This window comes from Bacillus sp. KH172YL63 (genome assembly GCF_011398925.1).
In the GTDB taxonomy this organism is placed as follows: Bacteria; Bacillota; Bacilli; order Bacillales; family Bacillaceae_B; genus Rossellomorea.
The window spans coordinates 1,238,551-1,257,699 of sequence record NZ_AP022842.1; the positions used below are offsets into that span (position 1 = coordinate 1,238,551).

Sequence of the window (19,149 nt, forward strand, 5' to 3'; positions counted from 1 at the left end):
ATACGACTAACACCTAACATAAACTATTTTTTTCAGAGAAACATAATGATAACCCGTTAGTCATTGGAATATTAAATTCATGTGAAGGAGTAGATCCATGCACTGGTATGAAAAATTAAATCAGTATTTTCCTGTAGAGGAAATGAAATCAAAAGAACATCTTGAAACATTACTAAAGGAAAGAAGCGACATCTATCATAAAGATGAAGGCCCACACCACGTCTTGATGTATGCTGAACTTGATGACTTTATCTTCATCGATTATCTCTTCGTCTCGAAGGATGCCCGTGGCCAGGGACTGGGTCACAAATTAATCAATCAGCTGAAGGAAAAGAAGAAAGCTATCATCCTTGAAGTAGAGCCTGTGGATTATGATGATACAGATACTGAAAAACGCTTGAAGTTCTATAAGCGTGAAGGGTTTGAACATGCTGTGAGCATCGGTTATGCCCGCCGTTCCCTTGCTACGAATGAAATCAATGAGATGGAGATCCTGTACTGGGCGCCCAATGAGGAAACTGAAGAATTGATATTCAATTCAATGAAAAAGACGTATGAGTTGATTCATACTTACAAAGACCAAAAGTTTTATGGCGCTTCGTATCAGCCGGTTGATGAAGTACTGAAGCAGGATGACGACAGGGACGAGGATGTATTGAAAAATCTCTGACCACCAGGACCTTATTGTGAATTCGCAATAAGGTTTTCTAAATGAAAAAATGTAAATGTCCAAAATCATGTTTAGCGTCTGTTGGTACAGGGTAAATCTTTTATAGAAACAGATCATTTACCTTATGTTAAACCTATGTATAGGAAAATTGACAAATTGGTTAAAAGTATGTTCATGGGACAAATATTCATGTATAATACATAATAGAGATTTCTTATTTAAACTAATTTTAATTAACAGTTTTGTTTAAATAAAATACTCTATCTTTAAAATAATCCTTAAGGGAGTGTGAATGATTCGTGGTTACATTATTCACTTCACCTAGTTGCACATCTTGTCGCAAGGCAAAAGCTTGGTTAGAAGAGCATGAGATTCCATATACAGAACGTAACGTTTTCTCAGAACCATTAAGCATTGATGAAATCAAAGAAATCCTCCGCATGACCGAGGATGGAACCGATGAGATCATTTCAACCCGTTCCAAAACGTTCCAAAAGCTTAATGTCGATCTTGAGACACTGCCGCTTCAAGAGCTTTTCGAGCTTATTCAAAAAAATCCTGGTCTTCTCAGACGTCCGATCATCCTGGACGAAAAACGCCTACAGGTTGGATACAATGAAGATGAGATCAGACGCTTCCTTCCAAGAAAGGTTCGTACATTCCAGCTCATGGAAGCTCAAAGAATGGTAAACTAACGAATGACTTCAGATTCCCGGTATATTATATACAGTTGGGAATATATAAGTAAAAGGGGCTGACCCTTTAAGGAACGTTGCGTATCCTTTCGGGTCAACCCCTTTTATTTTAGAATAAGTATTATCACTTGAATTTTCTGCGAATATTCGCTAGAATATCAAAAACACCTAAGGGGATTTGTGAAAAAAATGGGTGTTGGTTTCATTCCATTTTTAGTGGTTTTATCATAAAATAGAAGTACAAGGTACAAACTAACCTAAATGTATCTTCTATCTTCACCAGCATTAGAGTGGTATCACTCAGAGGGTGTAGTCCCTTCACCAACATCATGCAAGAAGGGAGAGGTGTTAATTGGAAATCGAACGCATAAATGAACATACCGTAAAGTTCTATATATCATACGGGGATATCGAGGATCGCGGCTTCGACCGTGAAGAAATCTGGTATAATCGTGAACGAAGCGAGGAACTGTTCTGGGAGATGATGGATGAAGTCCATCAAGAAGAAGAGTTCGGTATCGAAGGTCCGCTTTGGATTCAGGTTCAGGCTCTCGACAAAGGGCTTGAAGTGTTAGTGACAAGGGCGCAGATGTCAAAAGACGGTCAGCGATTTGAACTTCCGATTCCTGAAGATAAGTTGAAGGAGCTTCCTGTCGATGAAAGAATTGAAGACCTGCTCGATCAGCATTTCCATATTAAGCAAGATCAAGATGAAGATGCCGAGGTGTCACTTGACTTTACTTTGAAATTCAATGACTTCGAGGATGCGATTGCTCTTTCTCATAGGATGAAAGATATGCCTCTGGAGCATTTAGAAACAAAGCTGCTGGCTTTTGAAAATAAGTATTATATTTACGTCAAATTTTCAGAAACCCACTTTGTAGAAGAAGATATCGACAATATGTTAAGTTTATTGCTTGAATATGCCGATGAGTCACGAATGACTGTCCATCGCATTGAAGAGTATGGAAAAGTGGTCCTCACCGAGAATGTATTTGTTACATTGAGTAAGCACTTTTCGTAAGAATCAATACCGGTTTCATACAGAAATCGGTATTTTTTTATATTATTTGCCCTGAAGGTTGGGGCTTAACATTATGCCTGTGAAAGGTGTCATCAGTATGAAGAATACAGTAAGACTTCTTATTTTCATTGCCGTATTGGCACTCAGTTATATTTTTTACTTTGATCAATATCTTTCCGGAATGGTGAAATATATCAGTATTGTCTTCACTTTCTCGGTTATTGTAATCGGGTTCCTCATTTTCTTTGAAAATCGACATCCAACACAAACTTTAACTTGGCTTGTTGTATTAGGGGCATTCCCTTTCCTCGGCTTTATTTTTTATTTATTATTTGGCCGCAATTACCGTAAGGAAAAGATGTATAAGAAGAAGTACATATTGGATAAAGAAACCTACAATAAATATGAGCCGGGCCCAAAAGATATCAGCCCGGATATGTTCAGCCTGTTCCAGGAGAAACACTTCCAGCTTGCCCAGCGGATAGGCAATAGTGCGATTTCCTTCTCCAGTGAAACGAAGCTTTTGACCAATGGTGAAGAGACTTTTGGGGAAATCCTGAAGTGGCTTCAGACAGCGAAGCATCATATCCATATGGAATACTATATTGTCCGCCATGATGAGATCGGAAACCAGATTAAAGACATCCTGATCGAAAGGGCCAAAGATGGGGTCAAAATACGCTTTCTTTATGATGCTGTCGGGGCTTGGCAGTTATCAAAGGATTATATCGCAGAGATGAAGGAAGCAGGGATAGAAGTTGTGGCATTCGGGCCGGTAAAGATCCCTGTCCTGAATAATAAGTTCAACTTCAGGAATCACCGTAAGATCATCGTGATAGACGGAAGCATCGGATTTGTCGGCGGCCTGAATATCGGGGATGAGTACTTAGGGAAGAATCCTCATTTTGGCTTCTGGCGTGATACACATTTATTTGTGAAAGGTGAAGCGGTACGTACACTGCAATTGATCTTTCTGCAAGACTGGTATTATATGACGAACGATGATTTCTTGACCCCCGGGTATCTCAGCCCTGACCCCGTTGAACATGTGAATGACGGCGGCGTGCAGATGATAGCGGGGGGGCCGGACAATGAATTGAGTGTGTTGAAGAATATTTTCTTTTCCATGATCACGTCTGCCAAAAAAAGCGTATGGATCGCTTCTCCATATTTCGTTCCCGATGAAGATATTTTCTCAGCTTTGAAGATTGCGGCTTTAAGTGGGGTCGATGTGAAACTGCTGGTGCCTCATAAACCGGACAAGCGCATCGTCTTCCATGCTTCACGCTCTTATTTCCCGGATCTGTTGGAAGCTGGGGCCCGTATTTTTGAATATCAAAAAGGCTTCATGCATAGTAAAATCGTGATCGTAGATGAAGAGATGGCCTCTATTGGTACCGCCAATATGGATATGAGGAGTTTTCATCTTAATTTTGAAGTGAATGCGTTTTTGTATAAAACAGAAAGTACGACTTCCATTGTGAAAGAATATCTGAATGACTTAGAGCATTCAGAAGAATTGCTTCTGGAAGAATTTCAGAATCGCCACCTTGGCTATCGAATATTGGAATCCACTTCCCGTTTGATGTCACCTCTCCTATAACAGGCGAATGGGGAAAATGCTCAAGGGACTATGAATATCCGAATGATGGTTTGACGTTCTTTATCGTCGAATCCATTCGGATATTTTTGTTTTTTCGACTGATTTACCAGACTGAAAACCCGGGTGATCTGCAGGGGTGTTCTCTCCATACATAGCGACCTATGGGGAATGTATCGTCCGGTTTTAAGTTTTTGCAGGAATTTTGAAAGTTTTGTCGAATGGAACTGAGAGGAGGTGTCATATGTTAACAGCACTATTAAATCAGCGTGCGTTCACTACCATTCATTATTCACGGGAAGAATTAAGAATTGTAAAGAGAAGAGATCTGCGTTTTCGCTGTCCTCATTGCTCAGAGTCGGTCAATTTACGCATCGGCCATAAAAATGTCCCCCATTTCTCTCATGTTTCCCGTACCGATTGCCTGCTTGTCGGGCGTGAGTCCCCGACCCATCTGCTCGGCAAGGAACTCTTGTATGAAAAACTCCGTTCGATGTATGAACATGTTGAAGTAGAGCACTACATAGCCGGGCTCAATCAGGTGGCGGACCTTTATGTGGAGACCGGCTCAAGAAAGATCGCCGTTGAAATACAATGCTCCACCATCCCCCTCTCAGAGCTCGCTCAAAGGACCAGTGGCTATCACAGCCTGGGGATTACACCTTATTGGCTCCTTACACAGGAAGTAAGGAAGAATGGAATGTTGTCCCTTACATCCTTTCAACAAGCTTTTATCCGATATTCTCCTTCTTTACATTACTTTTTACTACAATTCCTTCCGGAGAAGAAGGGCTTTCAACTGTTTTTCCACCTCATTCCAACTTCATCATCAGCTTTTTTATGCTCGGCCCCCGTCCATATTCCGTTCACTCAATTCAGCCTTCCCCTGACCATACAACCATCCCTCATCCATTCACCTTATTCATTGAAAGATTGGTACCATTACCGTACAAAGTGGATCCGTAGCAAGGTACATTACTATCAGGGAAAGAAAGACCCGTTTCTGAAGGAGGTATACCACGATGGAGACACATTCCTGTATTTACCCCTTTATGTCGGATTGCCGGTCCTTCCACACGGAACCCTCATTAAAACACACAGCGTTCAGTGGCAGTATTATGTATGGCGGGATTGTTTGAAGAAAGGGACTTTTACTGTGAAGGCTGTATTGGATTCCCTCCATCAGCGGGTTAAAAAGGGGGATATAGAATTAAGGACATTCGTGAATGCCGATGCGGACCAGGCACTCGACAGGGTTGTTAAGGGATACCTGGATAGTCTGGAGAAGCTTGGAGTAATAGGGCAGGGCAGCAGGGGAGAATTCCTGGCGGCACCATGGAAATGCCCTGATCAATTTTCTGCATTCGAACGGCACTATGAAGAATTCATGCCCAAGTGGAGGCATTTCATAAAAACCCTGATGCATTCATACCGAGACGGAACCTGATGGCAGTGGTCCTCTCCGTAAACGCTGCATTTTCAGGCGATGCCCTTAAAATCTTTAAAAGCATACAGGATTTCAGAAAAACAGCATATATTAAAAAGGTACGACAAAGATTGTTTTGTTGCAGGAATATGTCAGATAAGAGAGAATGTGTACTATAAGGAATTTTCTGTAGATTACAGGATGGAGGATGAATATGTCAAAAGATACAGCTGTAAAAAGCCTGCCCGGCAGGAAAGACGTCGAAGAGAATTTAACGTGGAGATTGGAAGATATTTTCGAAAGTGATGAAGCGTGGGAGAAGGAATATAAAGAAATCAAACAATTAACGGGGCGTGCAGAAGAGTTTAAAGGTACACTCGCAGACAGCGCAGATCAATTATACAAAGCATTTGCCTTCCAGGATGAAATAATGGAACGTATGGGGAAGGTATATACATATTCTCATATGCGCTATGATCAGGATACGACCAATTCATATTACCAGGGACTAGATGATCGTGCAAAGAGCCTGTATACGCAACTTGGAAGCAAGTTTGCCTACCTTGTGCCTGAAATCCTGTCAATTGATGAGGAGAAGCTCAAGGGATTCCTTGATGAGAAGAAAGAACTGCAGCAGTACAAACATGCACTCGAAGAGATCAACCTCGAACGCCCTCACATCCTTTCAGCTGAAGAAGAGGCGCTGCTTGCCCAGGCATCCGAGGTGTTCAGTGCTTCAAGCAATACATTTGGTATGTTGAACAATGCGGATCTTGAGTTTCCAACCATTACAGATGAAAATGGGGAAGAAGTGGACATCACACACGGACGTTTCATCCGCTTCCTTGAGAGCAGCGACCGCCGTGTCCGCCAAGAAGCATTCAAGAAGGTATATGAAACGTATGGACAGTTTGAGAATACATTTGCATCCACTTTAAGCGGTGCAGTAAAGAAAGATAACTTCATCGCCAATGTAAGGCATTATGATTCAGCGCGGCATGCGGCGCTGTCGAATAACAACATCCCGGAAGAGGTGTATGATAACCTGGTCGGCACAGTCAATAAGAACCTTCATCTCCTGCAGCGGTATGTGAAGCTCCGTAAAAAAGTGCTCGGCTTGGATGAAGTTCATATGTATGACCTGTATACACCACTTGTCAAAGAAGTGAAGATGGACATCAGCTATGATGAAGCACAACAGATGATCCTTGACGGACTGAAACCGCTTGGCGAGGAATATGCCAATGTGCTGAAAGAAGGCTTTGAAAGCCGCTGGGTGGATGTAGTCGAGAACAAAGGTAAACGAAGCGGCGCCTATTCATCCGGTGCTTATGGCACCAATCCATACATCCTCATGAACTGGCAGGATAATGTGAATAATCTATTCACACTCGCCCATGAGTTCGGCCACAGTGTACACAGCTACTATACGAGAAAAACCCAGCCATATACTTATGGCCATTATTCCATCTTCGTTGCAGAAGTGGCATCCACATGCAATGAAGCATTATTGAATGATTACTTGTTGAACACGATCGAGGACGAAAAGAAGCGCCTTTACCTGTTGAATCATTATCTGGAAGGCTTCAGGGGCACGGTATTCCGCCAAACGATGTTTGCAGAGTTCGAACATCTCATCCATAAAAAGGCGCAGGAAGGAGAGGCGCTTACTTCTGAATTCCTCACGAAAGAGTACTATGAATTGAACAAGAAATATTTCGGCGATGACATTGCGATCGACGAAGAAATTGGGCTGGAGTGGGCACGGATCCCGCACTTCTATTACAATTATTATGTATACCAGTACGCAACAGGATTCTCGGCTGCAACCGCGCTCAGTCAACAAATCCTTGAAGAAGGCGAACCTGCTGTAGAACGGTACATTGACTTCCTGAAAGCAGGAAGCTCCGACTACCCGATTGAAGTATTGAAGAAGGCCGGCGTCGATGTGACTACCACTAAACCTGTGGAAGATGCATGCAAAGTATTTGAAGAAAAGTTAAATGAAATGGAAGAGCTGCTGGAGAAGCTTCAGTAAGCGAAGGAGGCCCCGTCATTATTCTGACGGGGCCTTTCCTATAACTCGTCATTTCATCGATTTGAAGCCTCTGAACCGGTTCCGGTTCCCGACAGCCTGGAAGAAAAGCAGAAGGGAAAGAAAGAGAATGGGTGAAGTGATATAGATGGGAATAAGGTGCATCAGGCCAAGGACATTCATGACGAAGCTGATCAGGATCAAGAGGAGCAGGACACCGTATTTTAGTTTAATGAGCATCTTCATTCCCTCCAATGGTCGTCTTACTCCCATATATATGAAGGTCCTGCCGGCTGCATGATTCGATTTTGACAATATTGTGAAATACCATACAAACAACTTGCCAATACAAGTGGATAAGTGATATATTATCAGTGTGAAGTTGATCACAAGCAAACATATACCCCTTTGTTTGACCGTGAAAAATTTCTCCCATCCCCTTTGTTCGTATTGAAAAACCGATGTTGTCATCAACATCGGCTTTTCTTGTATATACGGACATTTTATTATTTTGATATAATGTTCAATTAAGATATTTCCAAAAAGTCCCGTGCTTTGCAGGGAGCTTCTTCACTTTTTGCTGAAGGGTCCACTTCTTCATTTGCTTCTCGACTTCCTCAATCGATAAATCATATACGACGGCTATTTCCTTCGAAGCGACTACACGATAATATTTCATGAACACCTCAAGCGGAGGCAAGGGCTGCTTCTCGGGCTTAGCCGCAAGCATTTCTTCAATGATATGAACGTATACTTCATATCCATACAGTCCCGTAATCTTCAAGCCTTCATCTTCAATATTCTCATTAAAGAAGACGAGGGTGGGGATTTCATCCACTTCCATCTCAGAAGTGATCTTCACGTCACACTGAAACGCCTTGGAAGCAGAAGATGAGTTGATATCATTCATGAATTCACCGAGATCAAGCTTGGCCGCACTGGCACATTCCTTGAGGACCTCGATATTTGAAATATCTTGTTTCTGCAGGAATAATCTTTCCTGCAAGAACCGTAAGAAACGGATGCCTGAATGCTTTCCTTGAAGCTCTGCCGCTTTGATCGCGAATGAAGCGATATATGGTGAGTCTATTGGATTCTCGATCCATAAACTTCCGTCGCAGGACATACCTGAACGGCTGGCTGTTTTATCCCACTGCTGGGCAAGGTCTTCCTGTTTCCGCTTGGTTGCGAGATTCAGGGATGCGAGCTGTCCGCTTAATATATATCGGATCCGGAAATATTGGCCGTACTCAATATGCAATTTCTTCAGTATCGGTTCGAGCGCCCAACATTCCGGACACAGAGGGTCGACAAACATATATATTTCCAGGGGTTTCTTATCCCGTCCGCATCCTTTAAGGTGATGCCAGCTGTCTGTTCTAGTCAACGTCATGACCCTGTTCTGTATTCACCATATGATTGGCGGTCAATACAAGCCGGTGAAAGAAGTCATCCCTTACTGGACCCTCTAGATTGACTTCATCCATCGCCTCATGCATACAGCTTAACCAGGCCTTTGCCCGTGATTGTGTGATGGGAAATGGAAGGTGTCTTGCCCGCAGCATGGGATGCCCGTGCTCTTCCGTATAAAGAGCAGGCCCTCCTAAATATTGCGTTAAGAATTGTTTTTGTTTTCGAGCGGTCTCGGTTAAATCATCCGGGAATATAGGCGCTAATTCCGGATGATTGGATACTTTATCATAAAAAGTGTCAACGAGCATGGAGAGGTTCTTTTCGCCGATAAGATCATAAGGCATTTGTGGTTTCTCGACCATAAGAATGACTCCTTTATACTTAGATTGTAAGTTCATTCTAGCAATCATTTCCCTTTATCTCAAACAAATCGCCTTGCAGCAGCGCGTGCTTCCCCATTTAGTGTAGCCTTTTTAGGGCTCCCTATCCCGTTTTCACCCGTAAAATCATACGTTTCCGGCGTCCGGGGCTGGGTCTAATGGACCGGTGGATTCAGGTGAAAGGAATTTACTGACTGCACAGAATCGGGCATAAAAAAATCCGAACGGTCATTCGAAGCTGAACTCGAATGCGTTCGGATTTTTTTGGAATATCATGCGAAATACCTGTCTGTCACTTTTTTAACATAAGCAGTCGTTTCCTTGAACGGTGGTATGCCATTGTATTTATCGACGTTTCCAGGTCCTGCATTATAAGCTGCAAGTGCCAGATGGACATCTCCGTTATATTTATCGAGCATTTGTTTTAAATATTTGGTTCCGGCAAATACATTTTCTTCCGGATCAAAGATGTTGTTCACACCGAGTCCCCTTGCAGTACTCGGCATGAGCTGCATGAGGCCGGATGCTCCTGCCGGGCTGACAGCCTGTGCATTGAAATTTGATTCCTGCTTGATGACGGCGTTGATCAGCTTCTCGGATAGTCCATACTGCTTTGCAGCACGGGAGACGATCTCCCCTGTATCCTGGGGCGCATTCATTCCGGTACTCTTCACATGTGTGAGACCGGTGAAGGCCTGCGCAGGAGAGAAGGATGACTTAGAAGATATTGCGTCCCTCACCGAGCCAAGTGCCTGAGTCAATGAATCTGGGTTCTGCCCCGAATAGATGGCCTGATTCAATAATTGTTGAAATAAATCACTGGATTGTCCCGATGACTGCTGAACCGAAGAAAGTGATCCCAGGCTGTTGAGTGCCTGAAGCTCCATCATCGTTTTTAATTGCTGAACATTCATGAATGTAACGCCTCTTTCAAAAAATGTATTCCCTTACTATATCGACAGCGTTCAACGCTGTTTGAATTTTTCCATATAGAACCGTTTGATTTTGTTATCGGTTTTTCTCATTGGGATATTTAATTGCTTCAACAGCTCCCGGAATGCGGCTTCTCCCGATTTCCTTTCTTTCGCTTCATACTCAAGTTCGAAATCTTCTTTCCCTAAGTAGGAGCTTTTGTCAAAAACGAGAAGGCCTTCCTTATAATCGATTTCAGCCCTGGTGGTCGTCAGCGTCCCGAAGAGCTCGAGTGCATCACAGTTGATCTCCATGGACTGAAGGGCTTCTGTTACCTCCCCTTGAGGGAAAGTACCCCCGGCCAGAAGTGAGACGGCTTCCTCTTTGGATAGGGGCTGGTGCGTTTCAAGGAGGTCTTCTTTCAATGGCGTTTTTAAAGTCAACGTATAGGTACCGTCTTTTTGTCTGATCCGCAGGGCGGAGTGTTTATTCTTCAGTTGAAAGTCTACTGTATCAAAATAGTGATTATCCTGGGAGATGAAATTCTCTTCGCTTATGTGGAAATGGTCGGTCAATAATAAGAATTCCTCTTCCGTCACCAGATTCTTAAATTCAATTTCGATTTCCTGTGCCATAACATGCATTCCTTTCCTTGCATCTTCCTCCTATTATCTCTTGAATACATGGGAACTTCAATATTTAGATGAAATGGGTGTTCTATGTTAAAATGAAACTGATTGTTTAATGGAAGGATGAATAAAAGCATGAGGAAAATAGTTCAATTTCAACACACAACATATGAAAATGGTGCATTATACTTACATACGGACCAGGCCGATCTCCTGGATGGTGCGTCAGCAGCCGGACAGATCATAGCAGATTCTGATCAGTATGCTTTCGTATACCTTGCTGAAAAAGAAGATGAATACATTTATCTGTATCTTGATGAGTCCCTGTGGCCACAATTGAAGACAGCTTTGAGTGACAAGGCAGCCGTCATCGCGAAAGGCGGCGAGAATAAGTTGGAGCTCGACTCATTCACGGATGAGCTGGACTATCTTGTAGATAACATAGAAGGAAATGGGAACTACGGTGACGAAATGGTTAAAAAGGTAGAGAGTGTGTTTCTGGGAAAATAGTCACGTGACATAAAGAGGTGAGGGGAATGAATCATTGGGAACAATTTTTAGCTCCCTACAAGCAGGCCGTAGATGAATTGAAGATTAAGCTCAAAGGGATGAGGGGAGAATATGAACTTCACAACATCCATTCTCCCATAGAATTCGTGACCGGCAGGGTGAAGCCCATTGCAAGCATACTTGATAAAGCCAATCAGAAGGGAATCAAGTTATCAAATATAGGGGCCGAGCTTCAGGATATCGCTGGATTGAGGATGATGTGTCAATTCGTAGAGGATATACATGTGGTCGTCGAAAAGCTCCGTGCCAGAAAAGACTTTCACATCGTCGAGGAAAGAGACTATGTGACGTGTAAGAAACAAAGCGGATATCGATCTTATCATGTGGTGATAGAATATCCGGTCCAAACGATTTATGGGGAAAAAAATATACTGGTTGAAATACAGATTCGTACGCTGTCGATGAATTTCTGGGCCACGATCGAACACTCCCTGAATTACAAGTACAGCGGCCAGATCCCGGAACAAATCCGCCTCCGCCTGCAAAGCGCAGCGGAAGCGGCATTCAGACTGGATGAAGAGATGAGCTTGATCCGGGAAGAAATCCAGGAGGCCCAAGCCGTCTTCACCCATAAGAAAGAAAAGGACCAGCGGGTGAAAAGTGATAACAATTAACTGAAAACAGCAATGATTCGAAGGGGGTAAACGAATGAAGTTCGCGATAACATCAAAAGGTGATTCGAAATCCAATACGCTGATGCACAAAATGAGAACCTATCTCCAGGATTTCAATCTTGTGTACGATGATGACCAACCGGATATCGTCATTTCCGTAGGCGGGGACGGTACGCTTCTTTACGCATTCCACCGATACAGGTCACGGCTTGATAAAACGGCCTTTGTCGGCGTACATACGGGGCATTTGGGCTTTTATGCGGACTGGGTGCCTGAAGAGATTGAGAAGCTGGTCATCGCCATCGCCAAAACGCCTTATCAGATCATCGAATATCCTTTACTCGAAACAATCATCCGCTACCGTCACGGAGGAAAGGAAACCCGGTATCTTGCCCTGAATGAATCAACGGTGAAAAGTGTGGAAGGCACCCTGGTCATGGACGTGGAAATCAGGGGGCAGCATTTTGAAAGGTTCAGGGGAGACGGGCTCTGTCTTTCTACACCGTCTGGAAGTACAGCCTATAATAAGGCACTGGGTGGAGCGATCATCCATCCGTCACTACCGGCCATCCAATTCGCAGAGATGGCATCGATCAATAACCGGGTGTTCAGGACCATCGGTTCACCGCTGATCCTGCCAGCCCATCATACATGCATGTTAAAACCCGTGAACGGTCCCGATTTCCTTGTGACGATCGATCATCTCTCCCTGCTTCATAAAGATGTGAAAAGCATCCAGTACCGTGTCGCAGATGAGAAGATCCGGTTTGCCCGCTTCCGTCCATTCCCTTTCTGGAAACGGGTGCATGACTCCTTTGTCGCAGATGAGTGATCCAGGAAAAATGTATACATTGGAATGGATCATTCCTGCTTCATATGAAGGAAAGCTGATGAGGGAATTCCTCATCGATCAGCAGATTTCAAAACGAACCCTCACGGCAGTAAAATTTGAGGGCGGTTGTATCACACTCAACGGTAAAGAAGAAAATGTGCGGCATCCTTTGTCAGGCGGAGATGTCCTCACTGTCCGCTTCCCTAAAGAAAAAGAAAGCGAATCACTGAAGGCGGAAGAAATCCGTCTCCCGGTCCTGTATGAAGATGATGACGTGCTCGTTGTGGACAAACCATGGGGGATGAAAACGATCCCCACGAAGGACGAGCCGACAGGGAGCCTTGCGAACGCCATCCTGGGGTATTACCGGCGAAAGGATATCCGTTCCACGGTTCATATTGTCACCCGTTTGGATAAAGACACGTCTGGTCTTGTATTGATCGCAAAACATCGCCATGTCCATCATTTATTCAGCCTTCAACAAAAGGGCAGGGAAATCAAGCGTTCCTATGAAGCCTTTGTCGAAGGAGTGCTGGAGAAGGAAGAGGGCATGATCGAGGAGCCGATAGCCAGAAAAGAGACCAGTATCATCGAACGTGAAGTGAGTGAAACCGGTAAATACGCACTGACCTATTATAGAGTGATGAAGCAGTTTCCCCGGTTCGCCCACATTGAGTTGAACCTAGAAACCGGCCGGACCCATCAGATCCGAGTACATATGTCTTTCATTCAGCATCCCCTCGCAGGTGATGATCTTTATGGAGGCTCATTGGCGCTGATCAAGCGGCAGGCGCTTCATTGCAAAAAGCTTTCTTTTTTCCATCCTGTCAAAAAAGAATGGACCATTATCGAAGCTGCCATGCCTGATGATATGCGTGATGTCCTTGAGAAGCAAACATGTATGTAAAAAAATATTGAACAAGTATAAATCCGAACGATCATTCGACTTCATTTCTGAAATCGGATACGTTCGGATTTTTTGGTAGATGGATGGTTCATCTGACAGGAGGGAAGAAAGCTGGTAGCTGTTTCTCATGTAGAGTTCCCGAAAAGGTGATCTCCCCAGCTCAATCAAAACACCCGGAATTTCTCCCCGACAAAGGGCATTTGTGAAGGGACGCTGACCATTTCCGCCTCAGGGTATCTGAATGCAGTCAATTTCCCGCCGAATACTGCGCCTGTATCGATATTGGCTGTGTTATTGACGATACGTGGTTCCTGCACCGGTGTGTGACCGTACACAATCCATGGCTCACCCTTGTAATCAAGTGCCCAATCTTTACGTACAGGTGTGCCGTCTTCGTTCGTTTCTCCTGTAATGTCTCCATATAAGACGAACGTTTTAACACGGTTGTTCTTCATGCCGATCAAATCCTCCCTGATGCCTGCATGTGCGATGATGAGTTTCCCATGATCAAGTATATGATAGAGAGGAGAACCCTCATATAATTCGATGAACATATCCCGGTAACGGTCCCTCTCGCTTTGCGGAAGGGCGGCCAGTTCTGCTACAGTCGTTTCCAAGCCGTGAAGGATCTTCACGTTGTTTCCCAAAAAGTAACGGTAGAGCTTATTGCAATGATTGCCGGGGACATAAAAAACAGAACCCTTTTGATAAAGGGAGAACACAGTGGAGATGGTTTTTAAAGAGTGGTGTCCCCGGTCGGTCAAGTCTCCGACAAAACCAAGGATACGTCCTTCAGGATGGACAGGCAGTCCGCCAGACCAATCGTAACCGAGCTTGACCGTCAAATCCTTCAGCTCTTTATAGCAACCGTGCACATCGCCGATGATATCAATTTTCATCTTGTACCTTCTTTCTGAATTGAAATGATGGAGCAACATGCTCATGTTCCTATGTGTTACAGCACCTAGGAATAGCGTAAATCTTTATTAAGAATCAATCACTGGCTGCATATTTTTTTATTTAAGGCTGCTAAGTTGAGAATTTTCTCCGATTGAAGATTTAAAAAAATATATAAAATGAATTTTTACAATTATATCTGTCCACTGGAAGCTGGATTGCGTAACTATTAAAGGTTATTGCGCAACTTCTCCACTTCATTGCGTAACTTTCCCCGTTGATTGCGCAACTTTCGGACTTTATTGCGTAACTACCAATCTCAGCGGTTTTCCTCGTCTATGCACCTGCTTGAATGGAAAAGAAAATCATATGCTGCCACAGGCAACATTCTTCCCAGCCTCAGTCATGCATTTTCCTTTTCTTTTCCCGCCATTTATGACATATTAATGTTTCAGTCTTTCATCAAGAAAGAGCTACTATTCAGTATGCCACCTTGGGATTGAGATAAACTGTTAAATAAAGCGATGCACTGAAACAGCAACAGATGGGCTTTGTGATCGTTTTCTAAATCATACATACCGAAATTCATAAGAGACATTCCCATCAAGATTTGCTAGTATTATTACGACTATATACAATTCAGGAGTAAAAGGAGGGCGTATATAATGTCTGAAGTAACTCAAGATCAAGAAAAGGAAAGAGAGAAGCAGGATAAAGAAATGTACGATGAAGACCTTCTCATTAGAGCCCTTCATGAAGAAGATCTCGATTTATTTCGTTCGGAATTTGTCCATTTACACTCATATGATCAAGCAAAGTTTTTCTCTAAAATAGATGAAGATTTACGAAATCGTCTCTATCATTATCTTTCCCCGGAAGAAATGGCGGAGCTTTTTGAAAATCTCGATATTGATGAAGAGGATTATCAAGGGATCCTAGCCGAGATGAATCCTACCTATGCAGCTGAAATGCTTTCCAATATGTATGCCGATGATGCAGTGGATGTCTTGAATGAACTTGATAAAGATCAAGTCGTCAGTTATTTGACCATCATGGACGATGAATCGGCGAAGGAAATTAAAGAACTCCTCCATTATGAAGAGTACACTGCCGGTAGTATCATGACGACCGAGTTCGTGGCCATTTCTAAGAATCAAACGGTGCGATCGGCGATGTATATCCTGAAAAATGAAGCACCGAATGCCGAAACGATTTATTACATCTATGTTGTAGATGATGATAAAAAGCTGGTAGGGGTCATTTCCTTGAGAGATCTCATCATCAGCCATGATGATGTGATGATCGGTGAAATCATGAGCGATCGTGTCATGGCTGTCGGGGTCAGCGAAGACCAGGAGGCGGTTGCAAGACAAATGAAAGATTACGACTTCCTCGCTCTGCCTGTCGTTGATTTTCAGCAGCATCTGCTGGGGATCATCACGGTCGATGATATTATGGACGTCATGGAAGAAGAGGCTTCTGATGATTACTCCAAGCTTGCAGGTATCGCGGATCTCGATTCAATCGACCGCAGTCCTTTTAATGCAGCGAAAAAGCGGCTTCCATGGTTGATTGCCCTTTTGTTCCTTGGCATGTTTACGGCGAGCCTGATCGGAAGATTTGAAGATACGCTGGATAAAGTCGCAATTCTGGCCGTGTTCATCCCCCTGATCGCCGGAATGGCCGGAAACACTGGGACGCAGGCACTGGCAGTCGCAGTCAGGGGGATTGCGACAGGGGATCTGGAGAAGGAAAACAAAATGTCCCTTGTCATCCGTGAAGCGGGTACAGGGCTCATCACGGGTACGACATGCGGCGTTGTGGTAAGTATCGTCGTGTATGTATGGAAAGGTGAATTTTTCCTCGGGCTCCTTGTGGGGATTTCCGTGTTGGTATCCCTTTTTGTTGCAACGCTTGCCGGTACATTGGTCCCCTTACTTATGCACAAGCTAAAAGTGGATCCTGCAGTTGCTTCCGGGCCTTTCATTACTACGATAAATGATATCATCAGTATCCTCATTTATTTTGGCTTGGCTACATTATTTATGAATTACCTAATATAGAGAGAAGAGGGGGAGGTATAATGGAACAGCATGCATCCGTTGCATCACTGGTCATTGTTATCTTAGTAGCTTTTTTGACTCCCATTTTGCTACATCGTTTTAAGTTGAATTTTATTCCCGTCGTGATTGCGGAAATCATCATGGGATTGGTAATCGGAAAAAGCGGATTTAATCTCGTACATCAAGACATGTGGCTTGAGACGTTGTCCACACTGGGCTTTATTTTCCTGATGTTCCTGAGTGGATTGGAAATTGATTTCACCGCCTTTTCAGGGGGCAATAAAAAGAAAGAGATCATGGCGAATGGAAAGGAAGAGCCGAATCGCTTGAAATTGGCGATCATCATCTTCATCGGAATATTCTTCGTTTCACTCGGTCTTTCTTATTTATTTGTCCTGTTTGGGCTGATTGATAATGCATTCCTCATGACGTTGATCATTTCGACGATTTCCCTTGGCGTCGTGGTCCCTACATTGAAAGAAGCGCATATCATGAAAACGGCGATCGGCCAGATCATCCTGCTCGTGGCCGTTATTGCGGACCTTGTTACAATGATCTTATTGGCTGTATTCGTTTCCCTATACGGAGAAGGGCACGGAAATATGTGGCTCCTGTTGATCCTGTTCGGTGTTGGCCTTCTCTTATACTTCCTTGCGAAGAGATTGAAGAACAACCCGTTCATCAAAAGTTTGTCTACAGGAACGGTCCAGATCGGTACCCGTGCAGTGTTTACGCTCATCATCTTGTTGGTGGCCGTTTCTGAGACGGTTGGGGCTGAAAACATCCTTGGTGCGTTCCTTGCAGGTGTGCTCGTATCCCTGCTTGCACCGAACCAGGAAATGGTCCATAAGCTCGATTCGTTCGGATACGGCTTTTTGATCCCGATTTTCTTCGTGATGATCGGTGTCGAACTTGATTTAGGTTCTCTGCTCAGCGATAAGAAGATGCTGTTGCTCATTCCATTTTTGCTGCTGGCCTTCTTGATTTCGAAAGTCATACCGGTGTATATCCTGAGATTCTGGTATGATACGAAAACGACGATTGCCTCAGCCTTCCTGCTGACATCGACGCTATCGCTTGTGATTGCAGCGGCGAAGATCGCTGAAAGAATCGGAATGATCACGCCGCAAATGAGTGGAACACTTATCCTAGTCGCGGTGATCACGTGCATCATCACACCAATTTTCTTTAAAAAGCTGTTCCCGAGGGAAAGTGCAAAAGAGAAGAAGCTGAAAATTACCTTCCTAGGGGCAAATCAGTTAACGATGCCTGTATCAAGGGAGCTCCATTCTTCTCTGTACGAACCTGTCCTATATCATACGAAACAGGATAAATCGGACCGGAGCATTGCAGATTCCCTGTTTACCATCAATGAAATCGATGATTATGAGCTGAAGACGCTAGAAGAGAAGGGTATCTTCCAATCAGATATCATCGTCATTTCAACCGGCGATGAAGAAGTGAATGCAACACTTGCCGTCTCGGCGAAGGAATATGGCGTCAATCGTGTCATCGTGAGGGTGGAGAGTCCCGATCTGCATGAAACGCTCCGTGATCAGGATATAGAGGTTTATTCTGTGTTCTTATCAACGAAGGCATTGTTGCGTGCCCTCATTGAATCGCCGTCAGTCATGAATATCCTGACGAACCAGGAAACATCCCTATACGAGATCCGCATGTTGAACAGTCAATTTGAAGGGATGACATTGCGGAAGTTCCCGTTCACTGGAGACGTCATCTTTGTACGGATCTTCAGGGGGAAAGACTCCATCGTCCCCCATGGGGATACAGAGCTTCATATGAATGACCGTTTAATTGTCACAGGTTCCAAAGAGTATGTGGATGAATTGAAACGTGAGCTTGAATTCTGTGAATATTGCTGATGCAAAAAGAACTTCCCGGGAATTTTTCCTGGGAAGTTTTATTTTTATGAAGGAATAGGGTCCCTTTCTCTCAAATAACTAATAGGTGAGTAAATTTAGGAGGTCAAAAATATGTGGGAAAAAAATATCGAGCAAATCAGGAACAATATAAAAGAAAGCTTCATGGATTTATCCTATGAGCAACTCAATTCAAAACCTGCACAAGGGGAATGGAGCATCGCCCAGATCATCCTTCATCTGGCAGGGGCCGAGACCCGCTTCATGACTCTTGCCCTTGAAGCGGCAGAGCAGGAAGGTGAGGCAGGGGAAGACGTGGACCTCTCCGTCTTTGAGGACCTTTCACAAAAATTAAAAGCACCGATCGATCCGCCGGAGGACCCTAAAAGCAAAGAAGAATTATTAATGGCGCTGGAGCGATCCCGGGCTATGACCACCCGTTTCCTGGAGAAATATTCACATGAGGGTCTTAAGAACAAATCCATGCATCATCACCGTTTCGGGAAGATGCCGATCTGGCAGGTGTTCGAACTCCTTGGCAAGCATGAGAAACGTCATCTGCTGCAAATTGAAGACGTAAAAAAGAGGCTGTAGGAATATTC

The 19,149-nt window shown here is 43.9% G+C and carries 19 protein-coding genes; 13 read left to right on the top strand and 6 right to left on the bottom strand.

The features are described 5' to 3' along the window. The first annotated feature begins 97 nt into the window (after positions 1 to 97). From KH172YL63_RS06165 to pepF, 6 genes are all read left to right on the top strand, one after another. Positions 98 to 670, top strand: coding sequence for a GNAT family N-acetyltransferase (locus tag KH172YL63_RS06165; RefSeq protein ID WP_173105281.1), 573 nt, complete (start codon positions 98 to 100; stop codon positions 668 to 670). 299 nt (positions 671 to 969) lie between these two features. Continuing rightward, entirely contained in the window at positions 970 to 1,365 is a 396-nt protein-coding gene (gene spxA / locus KH172YL63_RS06170; protein ID WP_138777213.1) for a transcriptional regulator SpxA, read from the top strand. Positions 1,366 to 1,717: 352 nt separating this feature from the next. Beyond that, a complete protein-coding gene (gene mecA, locus KH172YL63_RS06175; protein WP_173105282.1) occupies positions 1,718 to 2,389 on the top strand; it encodes an adaptor protein MecA in 672 nt (223 codons plus the stop codon). Positions 2,390 to 2,486: 97 nt separating this feature from the next. Beyond that, the gene (cls, locus tag KH172YL63_RS06180) at positions 2,487 to 3,992 is read left to right on the top strand and encodes a cardiolipin synthase (protein ID WP_173105283.1); all 1,506 of its coding nucleotides are present in this window, start codon (positions 2,487 to 2,489) and stop codon (positions 3,990 to 3,992) included. 241 nt (positions 3,993 to 4,233) lie between these two features. Continuing rightward, complete coding sequence (locus KH172YL63_RS06185; RefSeq protein ID WP_173105284.1) at positions 4,234 to 5,436, top strand: competence protein CoiA; 1,203 nt, start codon at positions 4,234 to 4,236, stop codon at positions 5,434 to 5,436. A gap of 193 nt (positions 5,437 to 5,629) precedes the next feature. After that, on the top strand, positions 5,630 to 7,453 hold the full coding sequence (gene pepF, locus KH172YL63_RS06190; RefSeq protein WP_173105285.1) for an oligoendopeptidase F: 1,824 nt from the start codon (positions 5,630 to 5,632) through the stop codon (positions 7,451 to 7,453). 48 nt (positions 7,454 to 7,501) lie between these two features. Here pepF and KH172YL63_RS06195 read toward each other — a convergent pair whose 3' ends face one another. The 5 genes from KH172YL63_RS06195 to KH172YL63_RS06215 all read right to left on the bottom strand — a co-directional run bounded on the left by KH172YL63_RS06195 (position 7,502) and on the right by KH172YL63_RS06215 (position 10,790). Next, entirely contained in the window at positions 7,502 to 7,690 is a 189-nt protein-coding gene (locus KH172YL63_RS06195) for a hypothetical protein (protein WP_232066135.1), read from the bottom strand. A 283-nt stretch (positions 7,691 to 7,973) separates the two neighbouring features. Next, the gene (locus KH172YL63_RS06200) at positions 7,974 to 8,843 is read right to left on the bottom strand and encodes a ClpXP adapter SpxH family protein (protein ID WP_197747088.1); all 870 of its coding nucleotides are present in this window, start codon (positions 8,841 to 8,843) and stop codon (positions 7,974 to 7,976) included. After that, positions 8,830 to 9,225 carry a globin domain-containing protein gene (locus KH172YL63_RS06205; protein ID WP_173105287.1) on the bottom strand — a complete coding sequence of 132 codons (396 nt, stop codon included), beginning with the start codon at positions 9,223 to 9,225 and terminating at the stop codon, positions 8,830 to 8,832. The genes KH172YL63_RS06200 and KH172YL63_RS06205 overlap by 14 nt, the downstream gene beginning before the upstream one ends. A 290-nt stretch (positions 9,226 to 9,515) precedes the next feature. Continuing rightward, entirely contained in the window at positions 9,516 to 10,157 is a 642-nt protein-coding gene (locus KH172YL63_RS06210) for a lytic transglycosylase domain-containing protein (RefSeq protein WP_173105288.1), read from the bottom strand. 51 nt (positions 10,158 to 10,208) lie between these two features. Next, positions 10,209 to 10,790: a CYTH domain-containing protein gene (locus KH172YL63_RS06215; protein ID WP_173105289.1), complete on the bottom strand. Its 582-nt coding sequence runs from the start codon at positions 10,788 to 10,790 to the stop codon at positions 10,209 to 10,211. A gap of 129 nt (positions 10,791 to 10,919) precedes the next feature. Between KH172YL63_RS06215 and KH172YL63_RS06220 the strand changes: the two genes are divergently transcribed. The 4 genes from KH172YL63_RS06220 to KH172YL63_RS06235 are packed head-to-tail and all read left to right on the top strand — an operon-like array spanning position 10,920 to position 13,707. After that, on the top strand, positions 10,920 to 11,294 hold the full coding sequence (locus tag KH172YL63_RS06220) for a UPF0738 family protein (RefSeq protein ID WP_173105290.1): 375 nt from the start codon (positions 10,920 to 10,922) through the stop codon (positions 11,292 to 11,294). A gap of 26 nt (positions 11,295 to 11,320) precedes the next feature. After that, a complete protein-coding gene (locus KH172YL63_RS06225) occupies positions 11,321 to 11,968 on the top strand; it encodes a GTP diphosphokinase (RefSeq protein ID WP_173105291.1) in 648 nt (215 codons plus the stop codon). A 34-nt stretch (positions 11,969 to 12,002) separates the two neighbouring features. Then, positions 12,003 to 12,800 (top strand): NAD kinase, encoded by a 798-nt coding sequence (locus tag KH172YL63_RS06230; protein WP_173105292.1) that lies wholly within the window; start codon positions 12,003 to 12,005, stop codon positions 12,798 to 12,800. Positions 12,801 to 12,810: 10 nt separating this feature from the next. Next, positions 12,811 to 13,707 (top strand): RluA family pseudouridine synthase, encoded by an 897-nt coding sequence (locus KH172YL63_RS06235; protein WP_173108075.1) that lies wholly within the window; start codon positions 12,811 to 12,813, stop codon positions 13,705 to 13,707. A gap of 164 nt (positions 13,708 to 13,871) precedes the next feature. Here the strand turns inward: KH172YL63_RS06235 and prpE are convergent, their stop codons facing one another. Beyond that, positions 13,872 to 14,606 carry a bis(5'-nucleosyl)-tetraphosphatase PrpE gene (gene prpE / locus KH172YL63_RS06240; protein ID WP_173105293.1) on the bottom strand — a complete coding sequence of 245 codons (735 nt, stop codon included), beginning with the start codon at positions 14,604 to 14,606 and terminating at the stop codon, positions 13,872 to 13,874. A gap of 717 nt (positions 14,607 to 15,323) precedes the next feature. Between prpE and mgtE the strand changes: the two genes are divergently transcribed. The 3 genes from mgtE (at position 15,324) to KH172YL63_RS06255 (ending at position 19,141) form a co-directional block, all read left to right on the top strand. Beyond that, on the top strand, positions 15,324 to 16,667 hold the full coding sequence (mgtE, locus tag KH172YL63_RS06245) for a magnesium transporter (RefSeq protein ID WP_232066185.1): 1,344 nt from the start codon (positions 15,324 to 15,326) through the stop codon (positions 16,665 to 16,667). Positions 16,668 to 16,687: 20 nt separating this feature from the next. Continuing rightward, positions 16,688 to 18,550, top strand: coding sequence for a monovalent cation:proton antiporter family protein (locus KH172YL63_RS06250; RefSeq protein WP_173105295.1), 1,863 nt, complete (start codon positions 16,688 to 16,690; stop codon positions 18,548 to 18,550). Positions 18,551 to 18,661: 111 nt separating this feature from the next. After that, a complete protein-coding gene (locus KH172YL63_RS06255) occupies positions 18,662 to 19,141 on the top strand; it encodes a DinB family protein (protein WP_173105296.1) in 480 nt (159 codons plus the stop codon). The last annotated feature ends 8 nt before the right edge of the window (positions 19,142 to 19,149 follow it).